We start from the raw sequence: 19641 nt of genomic DNA on the forward strand, positions 1-19641 counted from the left end.
ATCTTTGATGGACGTTTGAATAGTGCTTTATATATTTTAATAATGGAGGACATACTAATGAACAATACTGTATATCTTTATGTATTTGATACCATGGCGGATTGGGAAATAGGTTATTTAACTGCTGAACTGAATTCCGGAAGATATTATAAGAAAGGATTACCCCCATCAAAAATAATTACAGTGGGAATTGAAAAAACTCCTGTTATTACAAAAGGGGGCTTGAAAATATTACCGGATATTAAGCTGGAGGATTGCAGCATCGAAAACGCTGATGCTTTGATTTTACCTGGTGGAGATACATGGACAGAAACAATTCATGAACCTATATTGTCAAAGGCAGAGCAGTGTTTGAAGAAAGGTATTATTGTAGCTGCGATTTGTGGTTCTACAATGGGTCTTGCACAGAAAGGATTATTGGATTCGAGGCAGCATACAAGCAATGACTTAGAATATCTTAAAATGATCTGTCCTAACTATGCGGGAGAAAAGTACTATAAACAGGAGTCTGCTGTAACTGATGGAAAACTGATAACTGCTTCCGGGATAGCTCCATTGGAATTCTCTCTATATGTCTTGAAAGCATTGGACGTGTTTTCTGCAAAAACGCTAGATGCCTGGTATAATCTTTATAGGACTCATGAATCCGAATATTATTATGAGTTGATGAATTCAATCCAATAATGCTATGTCCTATTTAAGGAGGAATAAAAATGACTAATGGTAAAAAATATATTGGAGTGTCAGGTAAATACACAAAGAATGGAACACCTAACGGTTTTACATCAATTACCCCATTTATAGTAGTGAAGAATCCTTTAGAAGCAATAGAATTCTATAAAATGGTTTTCAATGCAAGGATCAAAGATATTACTGAAGTTCCTGATGAAGATGGTAATAAATTAGTTGTTCATGCGGAATTGGACTTTGGAAATGGTTTTTTACAGCTAGGTGCAGCGAATCCGTCATATAAATTGGTCTTGCCGCCAACTGAGGATAATGCATGTTATTCTTTTGCAATTTACGTTGCTGATGTTGATCAGACATTTGAAAATGCAGTGATAAGAGGAGCGCAGGTTAGAGAGCCGATTACCAACTTTGTTTCAGGTGACCGATACGGAAGTATTTTAGATCCCTTTGGAGTAAGATGGTCCATAATGACTAGAATCGAGGATTTATCGGAAGAAGAAAGCGTTCGTAGAGTAAGAGAATGGGCGGATAGCTTTAAAAGTGCAGAAAAACAAAAATAAAAGCTACGTTATACCCGTAACGGAGAACCCTGAAACAATGGACACCTGCAGTAGGATTCACCTTTGCAGGTGCCCATTTTACTGGAGCTTTTTCCATGAAAAATATTTATATACAATATCAATCGCATTGTTTTATCGTTCGTCCAATTGTAAAATCTTTTGTTGTCCATTTTTTCATCCTATTGAAAACTCCTTTCTTGTTTTTACAAGAAGTAGTATAATAAAGCCAGATTTTATATTCAATGATTGATAAAACAGAATTTGCAGCTTATGCTGAAGTTGGAATGATTGTTGATTATTGCACGAAATAATAGATAGGTGGAATAAAAAGGTCTATTGAAAATGATTTGTTTTTATACATAGATTTAAGGGAGGTTTTTTCTTTGCATAATGACACAAAAGAAGTACTTGCGAATGCTTTAATAGATATACTGCAAAAAAGACCCATTGATAAAATAACCGTTAAGGATATTGTCGAGGAATGTGGTCTGACACGACAGACTTTCTATAATTATTTTTATGATATATATGAACTTGTTGAATGGATTTATTTACAGGCTACTGAAAAATCACTTGCAGAAAATAAGGATTATGATACTTGGCAGCAGGGATTTTACCAGCTGTTGATTTCTATTAGCAACAGTAAAGTCCTGGTTCAAAACACCTATCGGTCTACCAACCGGGATTCCTTAGAAAGATATATGTATACGGTAATCTATGATCAGGTTCTTGCAGTAGTGGAACGACAAGCCAATGAAATGTCTGTTGACCAAAAACACAAAAATTTTATTGCACATTTTTACAGCCTGGCTTTCATAGCACTCATTTGTGAGTGGATAAAGGATGGGATGAAAGAAAAACCGGAAGATATAGTAGAGCAAACAGCTGTATTAATAAAAGGTGATTTTGAAAAAGCACTGAGAAAATACGCGAATTAATCATAATTTACAGATAAGGTGAAATGTAAATACTCTTTACACTTCAATTTGATTGTAAATTGTTTTGACTATCCTGATGACTTATATTATATGCAAGACAATGTCTTACAAACAAATTAGAAAGGATAGATCATTATGAATATTTACAAAACTATGTACCATCCTCACAAACCAGCAGGAATAGACGGATGTAAAGCCTATATCGTCGGAGGAGGAATTGCCGGACTTGCCACAGCAGTGTTTTTGATTGACGACGCTAAGATGCCTGGACAGAACATCACCATATATGAAAAGAAACCGGTTATGGGTGGTTCCATGGACGGAACCAAAAATGAATTCGGTTATCTTTGCCGTGGTGAGCGTGAGCTTGAGCCATATATGGAATGCCTCTGGTATCTGTGCAGCAAAATACCTTCTCTTGAAAACGAAGGACGTACTGTTCTTGATGATGTTGTAGACTTTAACAGGGATGAACCCATTCATTCTGAGGCACGTTTGTGGGTAAATCAAGGCGAGATTTACAGCCATGTACATGATTATAAGCTTGATCCTAAATATGTTGCAGCTATGAACAAGATCTTTGCTTCAACGGAAGAAGAACTCGCTGATCTTACGATCGAGGACTTCTTTGACGAACCATTCTTTGAAACTAGTTTCTGGACCTGTTTCCACAGCCAGCTGGCTTTTAAACGCTACCACAGTGTTATTGAGTGCAGGCGCTATTGGCAGAGGTTTACATTCGCTAACCGCCATGAATATCTGGATGGCTTTATCCATACGAAATACAACGAGTATGATACTATAATCCTCCCGATTGAAAGATGGCTTATTGATAAAGGTGTAAACTTTGTATGCGGCTGCTCAGTATATGATTTAGATATGGATGGCCATTGCAAGACAGTGCATGGTATTCGTATGTACCAGAATGATGTAGTGAAGACCGTTCGTGTTGGCTTGGAAGATTTAGTGTTTGTTACAAACGGCTCAATAAGTGAAAACAGCTGCTTTGGTGATAATAAGACGGTTGCTCCTACAAACCGAGACACAAAAGACATGGGAACCTTTACGATTTGGCAGAATCTTGCCAAAAAGGATGAAAAATTTGGTCATCCGGAAAAATTCCTCAGTGATATTGATAAGACGAAATGGGTTTCTTTCTTCCCGACCATCAAGGACTATCCTGAGTTTTTTGAAAGAATAGAAAAGATGACAGGAAGCAAAGCGGGCACCGGCGGCATGATGACATTCAAAGATTCCAATTGGGATATATCCTTTGAAATACATCATAAACCTTTCTTCCCACTTCAGGCTGACAACGAAGAGGTTGGCTGGGGCTATGGACTGTATGGAGAGAATATTGGTAATTATATTAAAAAGCCTATGTGTGACTGTACCGGTGACGAGATACTGACCGAGCTGCTCTATCATCTGGGAATGCTTGATATTAAGGACGAAGTACTGGCTCATACTTATATGTCTACCGCTATGATGCCTTACTGCACAAGTCAGTTTATGCCGCGTAAGGTAGAGGACCGTCCCAAAAACGTTCCGGATGGATGTACCAACTTAGCCTTCCTCGGTCAGTTTGTCGAAGTCGATGATGATGTTGTATTCACTGTTGAGACCTCCGTTCGTACCGGTCTCGAGGGAGTTTATAAACTTCTGGGCTTAGACAAGGATATCATTGAGGTTAATCCTTCCCGTTTCGATGTTCGTTACATGATCGAGCGTATGAAGAAGTTTAATGGAATAAAGGGTCCTGTTAAGGAAGAAGATCTGCCTAATATCGATTTAGCGATGATGGCACAATTCAAGAAAAAAGTTGTGAACAAGATCAATAGCATTCCGCCGTATTATCAGATGTATCTGGGACGTGACAGAACTGTGCCTTTAAAGGATTCTGTTCTTAACCCTAGTGCACCGCAGAGTAAATAGGGAAAGTCCAAGATGTAGCGGTTTTTGACTGGAAAATAAGAAAAAAGAGGACTAAAAATTGTGATTTTTAGTCCTCTTTTTCTCGTTTCCCACGGTTGGCATAGGATAGTTAAAAGCAAAATCTGTCCAAAGGACACTTAGTAAATTACTATACAGCGGAGACTACGTTCTTCTCGATTAATCTCTGCCCCAATGGGACTTATTTAAGTAAGATACAGCTTATCATCGGTTGTAGGAATCAGTTATACCTCATTTTTCTTATGAAATGATTCAACAGCTGCTATACAATCCTTTTCAACACCATGGAGCTGTCCACATGCAGCACTGATATCAGAACCGAATTGTGTTCTTGTAGCTACACTAATACCATTTCCATGCAGAATATCACGGAATCTTTTCATAGTACCTTTGTCAGATGAGGTGAATGTTCGTGAAGTTTTATCTGTTGCGTTATATGGAATTAGATCAACGTGATATAAATGCGTCCAGGGTCCACGGTTCTGTAAAAGGTTTAACAATGCTTTAGCATGATCCGGCGAATCGTTTACTCCATTTAGCATGATATAGGCAAGAAACAATCGCCGCCCGGTATGCTGTATATGATTATCCAATGCATCCATTACCTCATGTAGTGGAAATGAACGATTCACAGGCATCAACTCGCTTCGCTGTTTTTCAAAAGGTGAGTGCAGTGAAAAGGCCAAATTAATTTGAGGGAACTCATTTGTCAGCCGTCTGATGCCTGGTATGATTCCAATAGTCGATATGGTGATACGCCGTTGGCTTAAACCAAACAAAGACGAATCTGTCAAAATATTCAAGGCGTCAAACAGGTTTGGATTGGCCAATGGTTCACCCATTCCCATAAAAGAAATACTGTTTAGTTTATGACCGTTTAGATAGAAATAAAGGAGTTGGTCTGTAATTTCATCGGCAGTCATATTGCGTTTTTGACCAAGAGTTCCCGTTGCACAAAATTGGCAGTTAAAGCCGCAGCCGCATTGAGATGAGATGCAAAAAGATTCCCACCCCTTTTTGTAATGTAGGTTTACGGTTTCCACACAGTTGCCATCTGGCAGCAAAAATAATATTTTGTCTGCTTGTCCTGAAGTTTGGCACGCGGCAGGTACAGTACAACAGACAGATGGCCCGAAGGTATCTATCAAAGTTTCTTTCAACTTTATAGGCAGTGTGCTCATCCTTTCAAAAGTTGAAATGTGCTGTAAAAAGATTGCTTTAATAATTTGCTCATAGCGATAATCCGGTAATTTCATGTCTGCTATAAGCTGCTTCATTCTTTCATATTTTGAGTAATTCATGTAGGCTTTCCTCCTCTTGAAATTGAAATCATCAAGAAGCAAAGCCAGCATGAGTGGCGGTTAGTTCGTTATTACTCCATGCAAAGACCGCCAGCAGCACCTGGCTTTGCATGGAGCCCATCATGAGTAACGGCAATTTTATAGCTATTCATCGTTTCACCTATTTCCTTATTTATAATTATACAATTAATGTTGCAATATTGCTGCAAAAAGCACTTTCGTGGTGTCAATTTGAAAGCGGACACCTATATTAATATTACTGTAACTTTCCTGAACAAGCAAAAGTTAGATTTACTATATTAGTTAAAGACATTTATCAATACCCTCCGCATAAAAAATGAGATGCAAGAAAGCTACTTCTTGCATCTCATAAATAAAGCAAAGTCAAACCAAACCAGATATAGTAGGACAAATATATATGAGTGAATAGGTATCGAACTTTCTTGCAATCACACAACAAAGGCAACAGCACAGGCATCCTGTCTGTAAATTTATTGTTATGCATAATAATGCTAGCAAGAAAATTAAATCACCTTTCCACCTCAAATCATCACAAATTTTTTATACAGAGCAGTATAACTCAGTTTCATAGAATAGTCAATAAATTTCTCGGGTGGAATGATACTTCTGATATTCTACAGAAAAAAATACAATAAAGAGTTAGATGCTAGGCAGAACAAGTGTAATATGTTAAGTTGGAATTGCAATTATGGAGAGTAGGTGTGGTAATAATGAAAACTTGGCAGTGATTTTCTTCGGAAGCACGGCCCTGCGTCGGCAGGAGAGAATATATTGATAAGAAAATCCTTTGTATTAGATTTTCATTATCTATTTTAAAGGTGAGGTGTTACTATTTAAAAAGAAATCTGCTATAATTATAGTAATATTTGGAATAAAAGTAAGATAAAAGACTGACACAGTTATATTCAATTGTTGAAATAATTAGGAAATTTACGATAATCCTAAGTTGAAAGAAGCGTTAATCTCAATCAGGAAAAATAAATCTCATAAAGAGATGTCAAGTACAGTTCGTTTTGGTTGAACACATTTTGGAAGGAATGAAATGGAGGTTAAAGATAAGATGTTAATTGTTTATGAATCAAAAACAGGTTTTACAAAGAGGTATGCCAATATGCTCGCTGCAAAGACGAGATTAAAGGTGTTACGAGTAAAAGAACTTTCAAAGGTTAATCAAGACGAAGAAATCATTTTTCTCGGTTGGATGAAAGTCGGGAAGATAAAGGGGCTTGATAAACTGCGAAAATATAACGTCAAAGCTGTTTGCGGATCGGGTACTGGACGAACTGCTGAGCCCGATAACGAAGCAGTTATCGCAAGGAATAAGATTGAAGGCATACCGTTTTTCTATCTGCGTGGCGGATGTTTCCCTTTGAAAGAGTTAAAGGGCATGGATAAAATCATGCTTTCCATGTTTCTGAAGATGCTAAAAAGCCGTAAGGATAAAGATGAAAAGCTCGAGGAAGCCATATCTATCATTGAAAACGGCTTTGACGGCGTAAAAGAGGAAAATCTTGAGCCTGTTCTAAAATGGCTGAACACAAGGTGAAGGAGGTTTTTTATGAAAAATGTGGTGATAACCGGCAGTACACGGGGTATTGGGTATTCTATGGCAAAGGAGTTTCTGCGAGCCGGGTGTAACGTTACATTATCCGGCAGGGGTGAAGCGTTACCGGAAACGACCGGGGCTTCCCTATCGCACTTTAAGGATAAATACATCTATGTCCCATGCAACGTCCAGAAAAAGGCAAGTTTGCAAAACCTCTGGGACGTATCTTTGGAAAAATGGGGTAGCATAGACATATGGATCAATAATGCAGGGCAAAACACGCCCCATGCATTTTCTTGGGAAACAGGCGAAACTTATACTGAAAATATTATTAAGACAAATATTACAGGTATGATATACGGTTCACAGATTGCGGCAGTTGAGATGATCAAACAGGGGCATGGCGCGATATACAGCATGGAGGGCCTTGGCTCAAACAATATGATACAGCTCAAAACAATACTGTATGGTACCACCAAGCATGCGTTAACGTACTTTATGAAAGGACTTGCCAAGGAACTGGAGGGTACAGGTGTAATAGCGGGGCGATTATCGCCCGGTATGATGTTGACCGATTTCATCACAAAAACGCCTGACGGAGAACAGTCGGAAGTCATCTCGGACGAAAAGTTTAAAAAGTTATTCAACATATTGGCAGACAAACCTGAAACAGTCGCAAAATTTTTCATACCAAGAATACTCAACAACACCAAGAGCGACACTCAGATCGCTTGGCTGACAAACAGAAAGGCGATATGGCGCTTTATAACGTCGGGCTTCCGTAAAGACAGGCTGATTTAGTCTAATAATGGAGCATATAAAAGAAGGAGAAAAGGTTGGTTTTGAAGGCTCGACAACAATACAGGGGAAATTATATTGTTATTTTGGTTGCTTCAAGACATGTTGAGTGCTTGTCTTGATGACAAGGGCGAAATAATGGTATAATTTAGCTAATTTTTATTAAGTGGAGGGAATAAAATGAAAGAAATAGATTCAAACAAACATGCTTGGGGACAGGTATCAAAAGACCATTACGATACGTTTAAAAAAGCCCTGTCTAATGGAACACACCAATTTAATCCGTATATTAAAGATGAAATTGGTGATTTATCTGGCAAAAAGATAATACATTTACAATGTAATACAGGAGCAGATACTATTCTTTTGGCTAAAATGTCTGCAAGTGCGGTAGGTGTTGATTTAGTGCCTGAAAATGTATTCTATGCAAAGGAGCTTGCAAAAGACTTAAATATTACAAATGTTGATTTTATTGAATCCGATATTATGGAATTTATGGATAAGCATAATGAAAAATATGATGTGGTTTTTGTTTCAGAAGGTGCAATTGGTTGGCTACCAGACCTGAAGAGATGGGCGAAAACTATCAGACATCTTTTAAAAGATGATGGTTTCTTTTATGTTTTTGACTCTCACCCGTTCTTCCTGACTTTTAACACTGAAAAATTATCTAGTAATGTAATGGAGATTCAATATCCATATTTCAGTAAAGTACCTGATGTTGAAGAATCTATCGGGGGATATGCTTCTGAGCCAAAATACGGTGTAAAAGCTTATTTTTGGATGTATACCGTTTCGGATTTAATCAATTCGCTTACCTCTGCCGGTCTGCATATTAATTATTTTAATGAGTTCAAGGAGAACTTTTTTAATGCAGGAGGAATGAAAAATCAAGGCGGAAATGGTTTGTATAATTACGATTTCAATGATGATAAAATACCTATGTCATTTAGTTTAAAAGCCACAGTATACAAATGAATTAATTTCCACTAATAATCAAAGGGGTTATAAAAGAGAACAAATATTTCAGGAATTTAGACTGGCATATGAAACAATTTGAAAAATAGTTTATAAGGTGAGGCTGATTATGGCAGAATACATTCCAAAACCTACTGGGGAATATCAGGTAGGTGTTTATAAAATGGATATAGTAGATAATAATAGAAAAAACACCTACAATATACCTTCTGAAAACCGAAAGATTGCCATGTGGTTTTTCTATCCGGCTGTTGCTGAACCTGGTGAGAAGATGCACTATGGTATAAAAGAAGATCTAGAGAAATTAAATATACCATGGTCGAACAATTTCATAGAATGTTATGAAAACATAGAACCAGCCAAGGGCAGCTTTCCAACAATTATTTACAGTCATGGATATGGTAGTAATTTATATATAAATACTGCGTTTTGTGCTGACATGGCATCTCATGGTTTTATTGTTGTCTCTATAAGTCATCCATATGAAGCAGATGTGGTTTATTATCAAGATGGAAGTGTAATTAATTTTCACAAACCTTTTGAAAAAATTGCAGACAATCTGAGCATAGTTGAAAGTATAAGGTACATAGGCTTGTTTTTAGACTTTATCTCATCGTATAAAGTTTTAGCAATGCGGCAGCAGCGCATTATCAAGAAGCATATAAGGAAAGCAAGAGACCACATCACAACATGGACACAGGATAACAGTTTTGTTTTGGATAAACTAATTGAGTTAAACCAAGATAGTGATTTCTTTTTAAAGAAACGGTTTGACTTTACAAACGGAGTTGGTTTAGCAGGTCATTCTTTTGGTGGATGTGCTGCGGTGGACAGTTGTTACATGGATAAGAGATTTTGCTGTGTATTGAATTTTGATGGTCAGGTTTTTGGTGCATGCAGTTTGCAGGATATAGAGCGGCCATATATGAGAATAGGACAAGCGTTATCGAAATATACGGCATTAACTCCAATTGCTTACAGTACAGCGGCTGTTTATGATATAGCTTTAAAGAACGTGACTCATATGGGCTACACTGATTGGAGGTATCTGCCTTGTGATAATAAAGGGATGGTCGGCAAATTACCAAATGATATTCTATTTGAAATAACCACACAGCTTTCGCAATTTTTCTTTAATAAACACTTGTACAGGAAAGAGAATGCTGTTTTCCCTGAAATTAGCAGAAAATATGCTAAGGTTGAAGTATTGAATTGTTATAAATAATGGACAATCGATATGGGTTAAAGTACACTTATTTATATATCATTTAACCTCTAAGCTTGGATGGTGTACATCCGTATGTTTCCTTAAACATTCGACTGAAGACCTTATTATTTGTAAAACCATGACGTTCTTGAATAGCCGTGATGCTATCATCGGTATCTAAAATGTCCTTGTGAATATGAGCAAGTCTCACCAGGTTGACATATTCTATAAAAGTGAAACCGGTAAGTTTTTTAAAAGTCCTGCAAAAATACTCAGGATTCAATGCTACAAAAGAGGCTGCGTCCTTCAAACTTATACGTTCGCTGTAATTCATTTCCACATAATCCAGCAGTTCCTTTAAGCGTGGCAGATGCTTTGTAATTTTATCAATTTCGATATTTTGGGATACTACATAATTATTGTAAAGTATATAGAGAAAGAGATTAAGACTACTGATAAAAAGGAATTGGAATCCCTTTGGGCGTTGCTCGTAAAGCGCTCTCATAGAAATCAGTTGATGTAACATACTTTTAAATACTGGATCTTCATACAATTCATCGTGGGAGAAATACTCTCTGAATCTAATCGACTTGTCCTCTGAAATTGATTTGGTAATGAGCTCATAAGGTATTAGAAGACATAGAACTTCAACGTGCCCAAGACTTCGAGTCAAATGAATATCACCGGAATTGATTATGAATAAATCATTGTCAGTGATGGTATAGGTCTTGTTATTACGAACTATCTGCATGGTGCCTCGGTAGATATAGAGAACTTCCAAGTGGTTGTGCCAATGGCTTGGGATCAATCTGTTGAAAGATTTATATATATCAAATTTAACAGGTAACCCTGATTCCAAAACTATGATTTCATGTTTTGACATAGCTGTATTTAACCTCGTGTTAGACATTTCTAGATTTTAAGAATATAACATTCAAAGTAAAAAAGTCAATATTGACATAATAATAAGTCAGAAGGATTCTTGCTTGTCGTTACTGCAGGTAATAAAATGCTACTATTAGTATAAAAATAGACGAGTGAGGAGATCAGTTATGAATAAGTTTGAAAAAGGTTTTCTTTTAGGTGCAGCTACATCTGCCCACCAAGTGGAAGGTAACAATATACACAGTGATTTATGGGTTATCGAACAACTGCCGAATAACCAATTTGACGAACCCTCTTTGGATGCGGTGGATCACTATCATCGCTATGAGGAGGACATCACACTATTGGCGAAGGCAGGGCTGAATGCCTACCGCTTTTCCATTGAATGGGCCCGTATAGAGCCAGAACAGGGTAAATTCGACGAACTTGAGATTGAGCACTATCGTAAAGTATTGGCTTACTGTCATGAAAAGAATATTACACCCATTGTCACTATGCATCACATATCTTCGCCTGAATGGCTTATTACAACAGGAGGGTGGGAAGAGGAATCGACTGTGGAATACTTTAAGAATTATTGCATATATGTCGTAGAACACCTTGGTGATCAAATGGAATATATCTGTACAATCAACTGTGCCAATGTGGGTGCACAGATGTGTTCTGAGGCCCTTGAGCTGCAGAGCAATATACCTATATCCGCGGAAAGGCAGCTGCTGATGACCGAGACAGCAAAAGCCTTTGGATTGGCAGAAGAAAACCGGGCTAATATTTTCCTGTCACCTCGTACAGAGGAAGGAGACCGGCTCATAATGCGGGCCCATGAAGCAGCCCGCGATGCTATGAAGGCTGTGTGTCCACATCTGAAGGTCGGCGTTACCCTCTCACTGCTAGATATTCAGGCGGAGACAGACAATAATGTTGAGGCTATAGCGGAATGGGAAAAAGATTTCAAACACTATCTACCTTTCTTGCAAAAGGATGACTTTATCGGCATACAGAACTATACACGTAAGTTTATAGGAGATAAGAACAGTATGTCTGCTTCCGAGGAGATAGAGCTAACGGAGCAGGGATATGAATTTTATCCTGAAGCGTTAAGCAATGTGATTCGTAAGGTGGCTGAAGAAATTTCTTTGTCTATTATTGTAACTGAAAATGGTGTTTGCACGAAAGACGATACTCGCCGGGTGGAGTTTATTCAGAGGGCAGTTGCGGGGGTGCAGGCATGTATTGCTGATGGTATTCCCGTTAAGGGGTATATGTATTGGAGCTTGCTCGATAACTACGAGTGGTATAAAGGTTTTGTAAAAAAATATGGACTAATCGGGGTCGACCGCATAACACAAAACCGTATGCCCAAACCAAGTCTTTACGTACTTGGTGACTATTGTAATAAGTAATACATTTTTTATTGATTGTTCAATGCATGTTGAGTGTATTGTGTTGATGACAAAGGTGAAAATAATGGTATAATATAGCTTATTCATATTAGTAAAGGTAATGAAAATGAAAGAAATAAAAGTGATGCCTTACTAAAATAAAGACGTAGTTGTAATTTAATGTGAGAGGATATGTTATGATAAAATTTGAAACCCAAAGACTGATATTGAGAAATTTTATTTCGAGTGATATTGATGACTTTTATGAATATATGAGGTTAGAAAGTACAGCAAAGTATGAAGATTTTGAACCACAGACATACAAAGAATGCACTTCCGCCATAGAACGAAGAATTACATTGGATAATGTGATGGCAGTTATTTTAAAAGATAGTGGAAAGATGATTGGTGATATTAACTTTTCACAGGAAGGAGAGAAAGGAACTTACGAAATTGGTTATGACTTTAATGAAAAGTTTTGGAATAATGGGTATGCTACAGAAGCCTGTATTGCTGTACTCAATCACATTTTTAGTGAAGTGGGAGGTCGTAGAGTATACGCGCAATGCAATGACGATAATTATTCATCAATTAAGTTATTAGAGCGTTTAGGAATGAGACAAGAAGGGCATTTCATTGAAGACGTTACTTTTAAAAACGATAGTACTGGAAATCCTATATATGTGAACAGTTATTTATATGCGATTCTTAAAAGAGAATGGAATTTAAATGAACAAAATCAATAACTTGTAAGTAATTTAATATCCCGAATAAAGCGAGTTTATTATGTAAAGACTTCGGGAAAAATATTGCAATGAGCTACTTTACAGGGATGAAATAATAAAGATTTAATTTGAAAAAGCATTAATACTATATCTGTATGTGATTTCATTAATTTGGAGGTAAGATTAGATGAATATAAAATTTGATCCCAATAATAATATTATTAAACTCTGTATAATGGGGATGGGTTTAGAAGATAGTGGGAACGAAGAAGAAGCAATCTCGATGTTTCATAAAGCATGGAATGAAGCAACAAATGACTATGAAAAATTTATTGCAGCTTATCATTTAGCTCGTCAACAAAAGAATATTGCAGACAAATTAAAATGGATGGAAACGTCTTTACAGTGTGCCTTAAATATAAATGATGATAATGTAAAGAGTGCATACCCAACATTGTATGCAAACATTTCTTGGTGTTATGAGGAGTTGCAGGATACGGATAATGCAAAAAGAAATTATGATTTGTCTGAATTATATAAAGGTAAGCCAACTGATAAAGGACCGTTTTATCATGGGACAAAGGCAGATTTAAAGGTTGGTGATTTACTGACAGCGGGCGGAATTTCAAATTACCAGTCTGGTCTTCAAATGAATCACATTTATTTTACAGCTAATACCAATGGCGCAGGACTTGCAGCAGCATTAGCAAAAGGAGAAGGAAGAGAACGCGTTTATATAGTAGAACCAACAGGAGAATTTGAAAACGACCCTAACGTTACCGACAAAAAATTTCCAGGTAACTTAACACGTTCTTATCGCTCAAAAGAACCTTTAAGAATTATTGGTGAGGAAACAGAGTGGAGGCAACTAACAACTGCGGAACGAAGCAAATGGCGTGAAAATTTAGCAAAAAGCAAGGGTGAAATTATTAACTGAATATGTTTCAATTAGGTAAAATAGTTACTTTATTTAAAAATTCCCGAGATGCAATGAAGAATTGCAGGCGGCAGCTGGGTTTGTTGAAGCAAAGATTAAAGAGATATTATTGTATTAGTCTTATAGCTCCGGAGCTGAATAGAAAATCTTTCCCTTTAAATTATTAGTGTAAGCGAGAGCTCCATCCAACGTTATTACAACAGCACCCATATCCTTCATTTGGTTAACGCTGCGGATAATTGTGGCAGCATCTAATCCAAACAGTTTGGTAGTATAGATATCGCAGTCCAGGGAGCTGTCAGCAATAATTGTTAAAGAAGCGATGTTGCTTTCTATAGGATAGCCTGTTTGGCTGTTAAATATATGGTGGTATTTACTGCCTTCCTGTTCAAGAACTCGCTCATAGATTCCTGAAGTTACAACCGATTGGTTTCTGATTGTGACAAGTGCTGCCGCATTTCCTCTAGGTAATAACGGATTTTGAATTCCTACTTTCCAATCACCGCCCTCGGAAGGGGATTCTCCAAGAACAAGAACATTGCCCCCCAGATCCACCATAGCTGAGACAGCTCCATGTTCCCTAAATAACTCCATTACTTTATCAGCAAAATAACCTTTCGCTATCGCACCAAGGTCTATTTCCATACCTTTTTTTAAGAAATGGACAGTTTTTCCCCTGTCTTCCAATTGTATATTTTCAGGTTTTAAAAGCTCCAGCACATTCTTGATTGCTTCTTTTTCTGGCACCTGTGCTTCTTTAAAACCGATTCTCCATAATTTTATTAATGGGCCTATTGCTATATTTAAATAACTATCTTCGCATAAACTATGCTTTTTTCCTATTTTAATCAGTTCATACAGCTCATCGTCTACCTTCTGGGGAGCGATCGCAGCTGTCTTCTTTAGCATGGCAAGCTGTGAGGTATCGGTGTTAGCACTAAAGACTTTGTTGTAATGAATCAGCATGTCCTCAGCCTTTTTAACCAGACCTTCGGCATCGTTTCCTTTGATATAGAGGGAGATTTTTGTTCCCATAAGATAGATAATCTTTGTATACTCAGTCATTTCATTCTCCTATCTTGGAATTGTTCTGCCCGTGAACTAGAAAGGCGCTTATCAGGTCATTATCGATACTGGTCAGGGTTCTTTCACTTTGATATGCTATAAAATAATCCAAACTTAGTTCATCAATGGGAATGGGATATATATTATAATCCGACGGGCACTCCTTAACATAGACGCTTTCGGGTATAATAGTCAACCCTAAATTATTCGTAGCCAGCTTAAGTGCAGTATTGATTTCAGTGCTTTCCAGGATGATATGGGGTTCTACCTTATACACGTTTAATAGATGGTCAATCTGTTTTCTGATGGCAGAGCCCTTGGAAGTTAGTATCAGTTTTTGACTTAAGACTTCACTTATATCGATCATTCCTTCTGGAATGATTGCGATATCTTTCTGATATAGATTACAGCAGCGCGGAATTACAGCCCTGTATCGGTGTCTTCCCCAGCTAACAGAGTTTAAATTTGGTGAAATGTTGCTGGAATTTTGTCCAATCCAAAAATCCAATTCATTGTTTTGTGTGAGCTTCTCGCTTTTCTCCGGTAAAATCTCTGCAAGCTCAATTCTGCAGTTTGGATGGGTGTTCAAAAACTCAGGTAAAAAAAGTGGTAAAAGGTAAGTGCCAAGACTTGGAAGTACTCCTATCCTTATCACTGTGGTATCACTGTCTGATACATCTGATATTTCACGAAGCAGCTTCGTGTAGTTGTTTTCTAAGGTAGTCAAATACTGATAGTAGATTTTCCCTTGTTCGGTTAAACGAAAGGGAAGTTTGTTACGGGAGATCAGTTCACAGTTTAACTCATGTTCCACCCTTTTAATAATCTGTGTCAGATAAGGCTGAGAGATATAAAGTGATTTAGCAGCTTTACTATAATTGCTGTATTTTAAAAGGGCATCAATATAAAAAAGGATATCTTGAGAGCCGATGTTTGACATTTCCTTACTTCCTTCGGTAACGATAGAATTTGATTTTTCTGATTATAACAAATTTGTTATCAAACTTCAATGAATAACTATTAGATAATATAAGTATGGCATGTTAAAATAATATCAAACACATGACCATAGTTGTGAAAATTAAAGATAGGTAATTGTTTCGATATCGGAAGGAGATTACTATGAAATATTTAGCAATCGTAGGCACTAATTCAGATGTGTCAACAAATCGTATGCTGCTTCAGTATATGCAAAAGTATTTTGCAAATGAGGCAGAGATAGAAGTATATGAAATTAAGGAGTTACCTGCTTTTATGGAACCGGAGGATTTTGAGATTCCAGAAAAGGTTGCAGAGTTATCTGATAAAATCTTGAAAGCGGATGGAGTAATTATAGCAACTCCAGAGTACGATCATGCGATACCCGCAGTTTTAAAGAGCGCTCTGGAATGGATCAGCTATACGAGTCAGGCACTTACGGATAAGCCTGTTTTAATCGTAGGAGCATCTCATGGTACCCTTGGCTCCTCAAGAGCACAGGCCCATCTAAGACAAATACTTGATTCCCCTGAGCTTGCTGCTAGAATCATGCCAAGCAGTGAGTTCCTTTTAGGAAAATCCCAAGGTGCCTTTGATAGTTCCGGGAATCTCATCTATTTGGATAAGGTGTCAGAGCTGGAAGAAATTTTTAGAGAGTTTGTTCTGTTTACGGATATTACAACAAAGCTTCTAAAAGACAAAGTTTTGAACAAAAAGGTTACAAAATATACCTGGCAGGAGTAATAACGTAAGAGTTGAAAATAGAAATCCTTCACAGAGTGAAAGATAATAATTTTTCACTTGGCAAAAGTTGTGTTTGCGCTGTGAACACAACTTGTGATGCGGAAAAAGCAACGTAGAAATGAGGAGAATATCAATGAAATTTATAGCTATTGTTGGAACAAATGCAAAAAAATCATATAATCGTAAACTCCTTCAGTTTATGAAAAAACACTTTGAATCCAAGGCAGAAATAGAACTCCTTGAAATTACCGATGTACCTATGTTTAATCAATCAGATAATCAGTCCTATGGTGAAGTAATCCAGAGGTTTAATGATAAGATTACTGCAGCGGAGGGTGTTATTATAGCTACTCCTGAATATAATCATTCTGTTCCATCCGGATTAAAAAGTTTGATTGAATGGTTAAGCTTTGATCTCCATCCACTGGCTGGCAAACCAGTTATGATTGTTGGTGCTTCTCTTGGAACACAAGGGTCCTCTCGTGCACAGCTGCATCTTCGTCAGATCCTGGATGCACCAGGAGTGGATGCAAACGTAATGCCGGGATATGAGTTTTTACTTGGTAAAGCAAATACTGCTTTTGATGATGCCGGTAACCTTAGCAATGAAGGAACCGTAGATTTCCTGGAGATATGCTTTTTACGCTTTATGCGCTATGCTAAAATTGCAAATCAGCTGAATGAGGAAGAGGAGTTTTCCTTTGAACCGGGGAATTATGAAGTAAATGCAATTGGTCACAGCGGAAATCTTCCAATGACAGTTTCCTTTAGCGAAAAACGAATCGAGAGTATTAAGATAGACACCAAGGGTGAAACAGAAGGCATTGCCGATGTGGTTTTCGTAAGAATACCGGATAAAATCCTGGAAGGACAGACTTTAAATGTAGATGCACTCTCTGGTGCATCAGAAACCAGCAATGCGGTCATTGACGGTGTAGCAAAAGCAGTAAAGCTTGCAGGGGTAAATCCGGATATCTTAAAGAGACGGCCAAAGCCAGCTAGCAGCCGAATCAGGGAAGACGAAGAATATACATGTGATGTAGTGGTTGTAGGCGGAGGAGGTGCCGGACTGAGTGCAGCGTCTACCGTGCTGCAGAATGGTTACAGTGCGATTGTTCTTGAAAAATATCCGGCAGTGGGTGGAAACACCATACGCTCCGGCGGTCCTGTCAATGCAGCAGATCCCCAATGGCAGAGCCAGTTTGAAGAGAATCCGGGAGAAAGACATACCATTGAGGCGTTACTAAGTACAGCTGAGAGTGAGATCCACGCAGAATATCTGGAGGATTTCCGAGCATTGAAAGAAGAATTCGCTGCCTACCAGAACAAGTTCGGCACACAAAAGGGATATTTATTTGATTCACCGCTCCTTCACAGAATGCAGACTTATTTTGGTGGAAAACGAACAGACTTGAAGGGCAACACCATATACGGACAATATGACCTGGTAAAAATCCTGACGGACAGGGCCTTAGAGAGTGTAAATTGGCTGGAGGAGATAGGTGTTGAGTATGATAAAAGCCTCGTATTTGCTCCGGTTGGTGCACTTTGGCGCCGTGGACATAAGCCTGTGAAAAGCTATGGAACTGCATTTATACTAGCTCTAAGCAAATATGTAGAGGAGCACAAAGGAAAGATTATCACGGACAGTCCGGTAAAGGAATTTATAATAGAGAATGGTGAAATAAAAGGAGTTATTGCCACCGGTGTCAATGGACAGAAAATAACAGTACACTCAAAGTCAGTTATTCTGGCAAGTGGTGGTTTTGGTGCGAATACAAAGATGCTAAAAGAATATAACACCTACTGGAGTAACATTGATGATGATATAAGAACAACGAATTCCTACGCTATGACTGGCGATGGAATACAGCTTGGTAAAACGGTAGGAGCAGCACTTACTGGAATGGGATTTACTCAGATGATGCCTGTATCTGATCCTGAGACTGGCGAATTATTCAGTGGACTTCAGGTACCACCTGAAAACTTTGTAATTGTTAATAGAGAAGGAAAACGGTTTGTCAATGAATTTTCCGGACGAGATGTTTTAACAAAAGCAGCCATCGATCAGGGAGGTTTATTCTACTTAATCGCTGATGATGAGATAAAGAAAACTGCAGCTAATACGAGTCAGGAAAAAATAGACCATCAGGTAGAGGCTGGTACCTTATTTAGAGCTGATACCATTGAGGAGCTGGCAGTGAAAGTCGGTATGGATCCTGCAATTCTTACAGATACCGTTGCGAAATATAATTCCTATGTAGATCAGGGCTTTGATCCTGAATTTCATAAGGATACCTTTAGCCTAAAAGTGGAGAAAGCCCCGTTTTATGCCACCCCTAGAAAGCCAGCCGTTCATCATACCATGGGAGGTCTTAAAATAGATACCAATGCCTGTGTATTAGACGAAAACGGACAGCCAATTAAAAATCTTTATGCAGCCGGAGAAGTTGCAGGAGGTATCCATGCAGGCAATCGCCTTGGCGGCAATGCGTTAACTGATATCTTTACCTTTGGACGGATTGCAGGTAAAACTGCAGTTGATAATATCAAATGATGATTGGAGCCTGGAGGGGGATAAGAGGCAGGATAGTCTTCAAGCGCTGAACAGTTTGATATTACAGAAGTTATCCTTTGTTCATAACAGATCTTCAAAACAACCCGCTTTTCATTGAAAAGCGGGTTGTTTAAAATAGGAGAACTATTCTTAAATCAGAATGAAATACAATAATTAACAAAATTCGACATAAGGCATACTATAATGTAAACATATTGCAATTCTATTTAATGCCTTTAATGGGAACAAGCTTGAGAATGATTAGCTATTATGAATCATGAATCAACATGTCAGGAATTGTTTAAATCTAATTCGAAAAATTTTAGGTGATTGCAAACATGGAAATTGCTTATGTATTTTGAATAAGAATCAAGGA

Annotated in this window: 16 protein-coding genes and 1 pseudogene; 13 read left to right on the top strand and 4 right to left on the bottom strand. The window is 37.8% G+C overall.

All coding sequences use genetic code 11. The features are described from left to right. Window positions 1–57: 57 nt before the first annotated feature. The 4 genes from bsdcttw_RS07960 (at window position 58) to bsdcttw_RS07975 (ending at window position 4123) form a co-directional block, all read left to right on the top strand. Window positions 58–684 carry a type 1 glutamine amidotransferase family protein gene (locus bsdcttw_RS07960; protein ID WP_185258845.1) on the top strand — a complete coding sequence of 209 codons (627 nt, stop codon included), beginning with the start codon at window positions 58–60 and terminating at the stop codon, window positions 682–684. Between the two features lie 29 nt (window positions 685–713). Further along, window positions 714–1250 carry a VOC family protein gene (locus tag bsdcttw_RS07965; protein ID WP_185258846.1) on the top strand — a complete coding sequence of 179 codons (537 nt, stop codon included), beginning with the start codon at window positions 714–716 and terminating at the stop codon, window positions 1248–1250. Window positions 1251–1633: 383 nt separating this feature from the next. Further along, complete coding sequence (locus bsdcttw_RS07970; RefSeq protein ID WP_185258847.1) at window positions 1634–2188, top strand: TetR/AcrR family transcriptional regulator; 555 nt, start codon at window positions 1634–1636, stop codon at window positions 2186–2188. A gap of 135 nt (window positions 2189–2323) precedes the next feature. Then, complete coding sequence (locus tag bsdcttw_RS07975) at window positions 2324–4123, top strand: oleate hydratase (RefSeq protein ID WP_185258848.1); 1800 nt, start codon at window positions 2324–2326, stop codon at window positions 4121–4123. A 242-nt stretch (window positions 4124–4365) separates the two neighbouring features. On the opposite strand, the gene bsdcttw_RS07980 is transcribed toward bsdcttw_RS07975, so the two are convergent. Next, a complete protein-coding gene (locus bsdcttw_RS07980) occupies window positions 4366–5442 on the bottom strand; it encodes a Cfr family 23S rRNA (adenine(2503)-C(8))-methyltransferase (RefSeq protein ID WP_185258849.1) in 1077 nt (358 codons plus the stop codon). A 1063-nt stretch (window positions 5443–6505) separates the two neighbouring features. Here bsdcttw_RS07980 and bsdcttw_RS07985 point away from each other — a divergent pair. The 4 genes from bsdcttw_RS07985 (at window position 6506) to bsdcttw_RS08000 (ending at window position 10010) form a co-directional block, all read left to right on the top strand. After that, a complete protein-coding gene (locus bsdcttw_RS07985; RefSeq protein ID WP_225903817.1) occupies window positions 6506–7009 on the top strand; it encodes a flavodoxin domain-containing protein in 504 nt (167 codons plus the stop codon). Between the two features lie 12 nt (window positions 7010–7021). Further along, on the top strand, window positions 7022–7810 hold the full coding sequence (locus bsdcttw_RS07990) for an SDR family NAD(P)-dependent oxidoreductase (RefSeq protein WP_185258850.1): 789 nt from the start codon (window positions 7022–7024) through the stop codon (window positions 7808–7810). Window positions 7811–7987: 177 nt separating this feature from the next. Then, on the top strand, window positions 7988–8785 hold the full coding sequence (locus tag bsdcttw_RS07995; RefSeq protein ID WP_185258851.1) for a class I SAM-dependent methyltransferase: 798 nt from the start codon (window positions 7988–7990) through the stop codon (window positions 8783–8785). 109 nt (window positions 8786–8894) lie between these two features. Next, window positions 8895–10010 (top strand): alpha/beta hydrolase, encoded by a 1116-nt coding sequence (locus bsdcttw_RS08000; RefSeq protein ID WP_185258852.1) that lies wholly within the window; start codon window positions 8895–8897, stop codon window positions 10008–10010. Window positions 10011–10053: 43 nt separating this feature from the next. Here bsdcttw_RS08000 and bsdcttw_RS08005 read toward each other — a convergent pair whose 3' ends face one another. Continuing rightward, complete coding sequence (locus tag bsdcttw_RS08005) at window positions 10054–10743, bottom strand: helix-turn-helix transcriptional regulator (RefSeq protein WP_230989133.1); 690 nt, start codon at window positions 10741–10743, stop codon at window positions 10054–10056. Between the two features lie 301 nt (window positions 10744–11044). Here bsdcttw_RS08005 and bsdcttw_RS08010 point away from each other — a divergent pair, with 301 nt between their 5' ends. The 3 genes and pseudogenes from bsdcttw_RS08010 to arr all read left to right on the top strand — a co-directional run. Further along, entirely contained in the window at window positions 11045–12280 is a 1236-nt protein-coding gene (locus bsdcttw_RS08010; RefSeq protein ID WP_185258854.1) for a glycoside hydrolase family 1 protein, read from the top strand. A gap of 176 nt (window positions 12281–12456) precedes the next feature. Continuing rightward, on the top strand, window positions 12457–13005 hold the full coding sequence (locus bsdcttw_RS08015; RefSeq protein ID WP_185258855.1) for a GNAT family N-acetyltransferase: 549 nt from the start codon (window positions 12457–12459) through the stop codon (window positions 13003–13005). A 502-nt stretch (window positions 13006–13507) separates the two neighbouring features. Then, window positions 13508–13846, top strand: a pseudogene (gene arr / locus bsdcttw_RS25320) (NAD(+)--rifampin ADP-ribosyltransferase); the annotation flags it as partial. Between the two features lie 195 nt (window positions 13847–14041). On the opposite strand, the gene bsdcttw_RS08025 reads toward arr, so the two are convergent. Together bsdcttw_RS08025 and bsdcttw_RS08030 are read right to left on the bottom strand one after the other, a co-directional pair. Continuing rightward, window positions 14042–14986 (bottom strand): FAD:protein FMN transferase, encoded by a 945-nt coding sequence (locus tag bsdcttw_RS08025; RefSeq protein ID WP_185258857.1) that lies wholly within the window; start codon window positions 14984–14986, stop codon window positions 14042–14044. A gap of 1 nt (window position 14987) precedes the next feature. After that, complete coding sequence (locus tag bsdcttw_RS08030; protein WP_185258858.1) at window positions 14988–15926, bottom strand: LysR family transcriptional regulator; 939 nt, start codon at window positions 15924–15926, stop codon at window positions 14988–14990. 182 nt (window positions 15927–16108) lie between these two features. On the opposite strand from bsdcttw_RS08030, the gene bsdcttw_RS08035 reads away from it, so the two are divergent. Then, window positions 16109–16708 carry an NADPH-dependent FMN reductase gene (locus bsdcttw_RS08035; protein WP_185258859.1) on the top strand — a complete coding sequence of 200 codons (600 nt, stop codon included), beginning with the start codon at window positions 16109–16111 and terminating at the stop codon, window positions 16706–16708. 133 nt (window positions 16709–16841) lie between these two features. Next, window positions 16842–19265, top strand: a complete 2424-nt coding sequence (locus bsdcttw_RS08040) for a flavocytochrome c (protein ID WP_185258860.1) — start codon at window positions 16842–16844, stop codon at window positions 19263–19265. Window positions 19266–19641 lie beyond the last annotated feature (376 nt).

The organism is Anaerocolumna chitinilytica (genome assembly GCF_014218355.1).
Taxonomy (GTDB): Bacteria; Bacillota; Clostridia; order Lachnospirales; family Lachnospiraceae; genus Anaerocolumna; species Anaerocolumna chitinilytica.

Excerpts from the sequence above, each read along its gene's own strand:
- bsdcttw_RS07960 (WP_185258845.1), top strand. The coding sequence starts at position 58 with ATGAACAATACTGTATATCTTTATGTATTTGATACCATGGCGGATTGG.
- bsdcttw_RS07965 (WP_185258846.1), top strand. The coding sequence starts at position 714 with ATGACTAATGGTAAAAAATATATTGGAGTGTCAGGTAAATACACAAAG.
- bsdcttw_RS07975 (WP_185258848.1), top strand. The coding sequence starts at position 2,324 with ATGAATATTTACAAAACTATGTACCATCCTCACAAACCAGCAGGAATA.
- bsdcttw_RS07980 (WP_185258849.1), bottom strand. The coding sequence starts at position 5,442 with ATGAATTACTCAAAATATGAAAGAATGAAGCAGCTTATAGCAGACATG.
- bsdcttw_RS07985 (WP_225903817.1), top strand. The coding sequence starts at position 6,506 with ATGGAGGTTAAAGATAAGATGTTAATTGTTTATGAATCAAAAACAGGT.
- bsdcttw_RS07990 (WP_185258850.1), top strand. The coding sequence starts at position 7,022 with ATGAAAAATGTGGTGATAACCGGCAGTACACGGGGTATTGGGTATTCT.
- bsdcttw_RS07995 (WP_185258851.1), top strand. The coding sequence starts at position 7,988 with ATGAAAGAAATAGATTCAAACAAACATGCTTGGGGACAGGTATCAAAA.
- bsdcttw_RS08000 (WP_185258852.1), top strand. The coding sequence starts at position 8,895 with ATGGCAGAATACATTCCAAAACCTACTGGGGAATATCAGGTAGGTGTT.
- bsdcttw_RS08005 (WP_230989133.1), bottom strand. The coding sequence starts at position 10,743 with ATGCAGATAGTTCGTAATAACAAGACCTATACCATCACTGACAATGAT.
- bsdcttw_RS08010 (WP_185258854.1), top strand. The coding sequence starts at position 11,045 with ATGAATAAGTTTGAAAAAGGTTTTCTTTTAGGTGCAGCTACATCTGCC.
- bsdcttw_RS08015 (WP_185258855.1), top strand. The coding sequence starts at position 12,457 with ATGATAAAATTTGAAACCCAAAGACTGATATTGAGAAATTTTATTTCG.
- bsdcttw_RS08025 (WP_185258857.1), bottom strand. The coding sequence starts at position 14,986 with ATGACTGAGTATACAAAGATTATCTATCTTATGGGAACAAAAATCTCC.
- bsdcttw_RS08030 (WP_185258858.1), bottom strand. The coding sequence starts at position 15,926 with ATGTCAAACATCGGCTCTCAAGATATCCTTTTTTATATTGATGCCCTT.
- bsdcttw_RS08035 (WP_185258859.1), top strand. The coding sequence starts at position 16,109 with ATGAAATATTTAGCAATCGTAGGCACTAATTCAGATGTGTCAACAAAT.
- bsdcttw_RS08040 (WP_185258860.1), top strand. The coding sequence starts at position 16,842 with ATGAAATTTATAGCTATTGTTGGAACAAATGCAAAAAAATCATATAAT.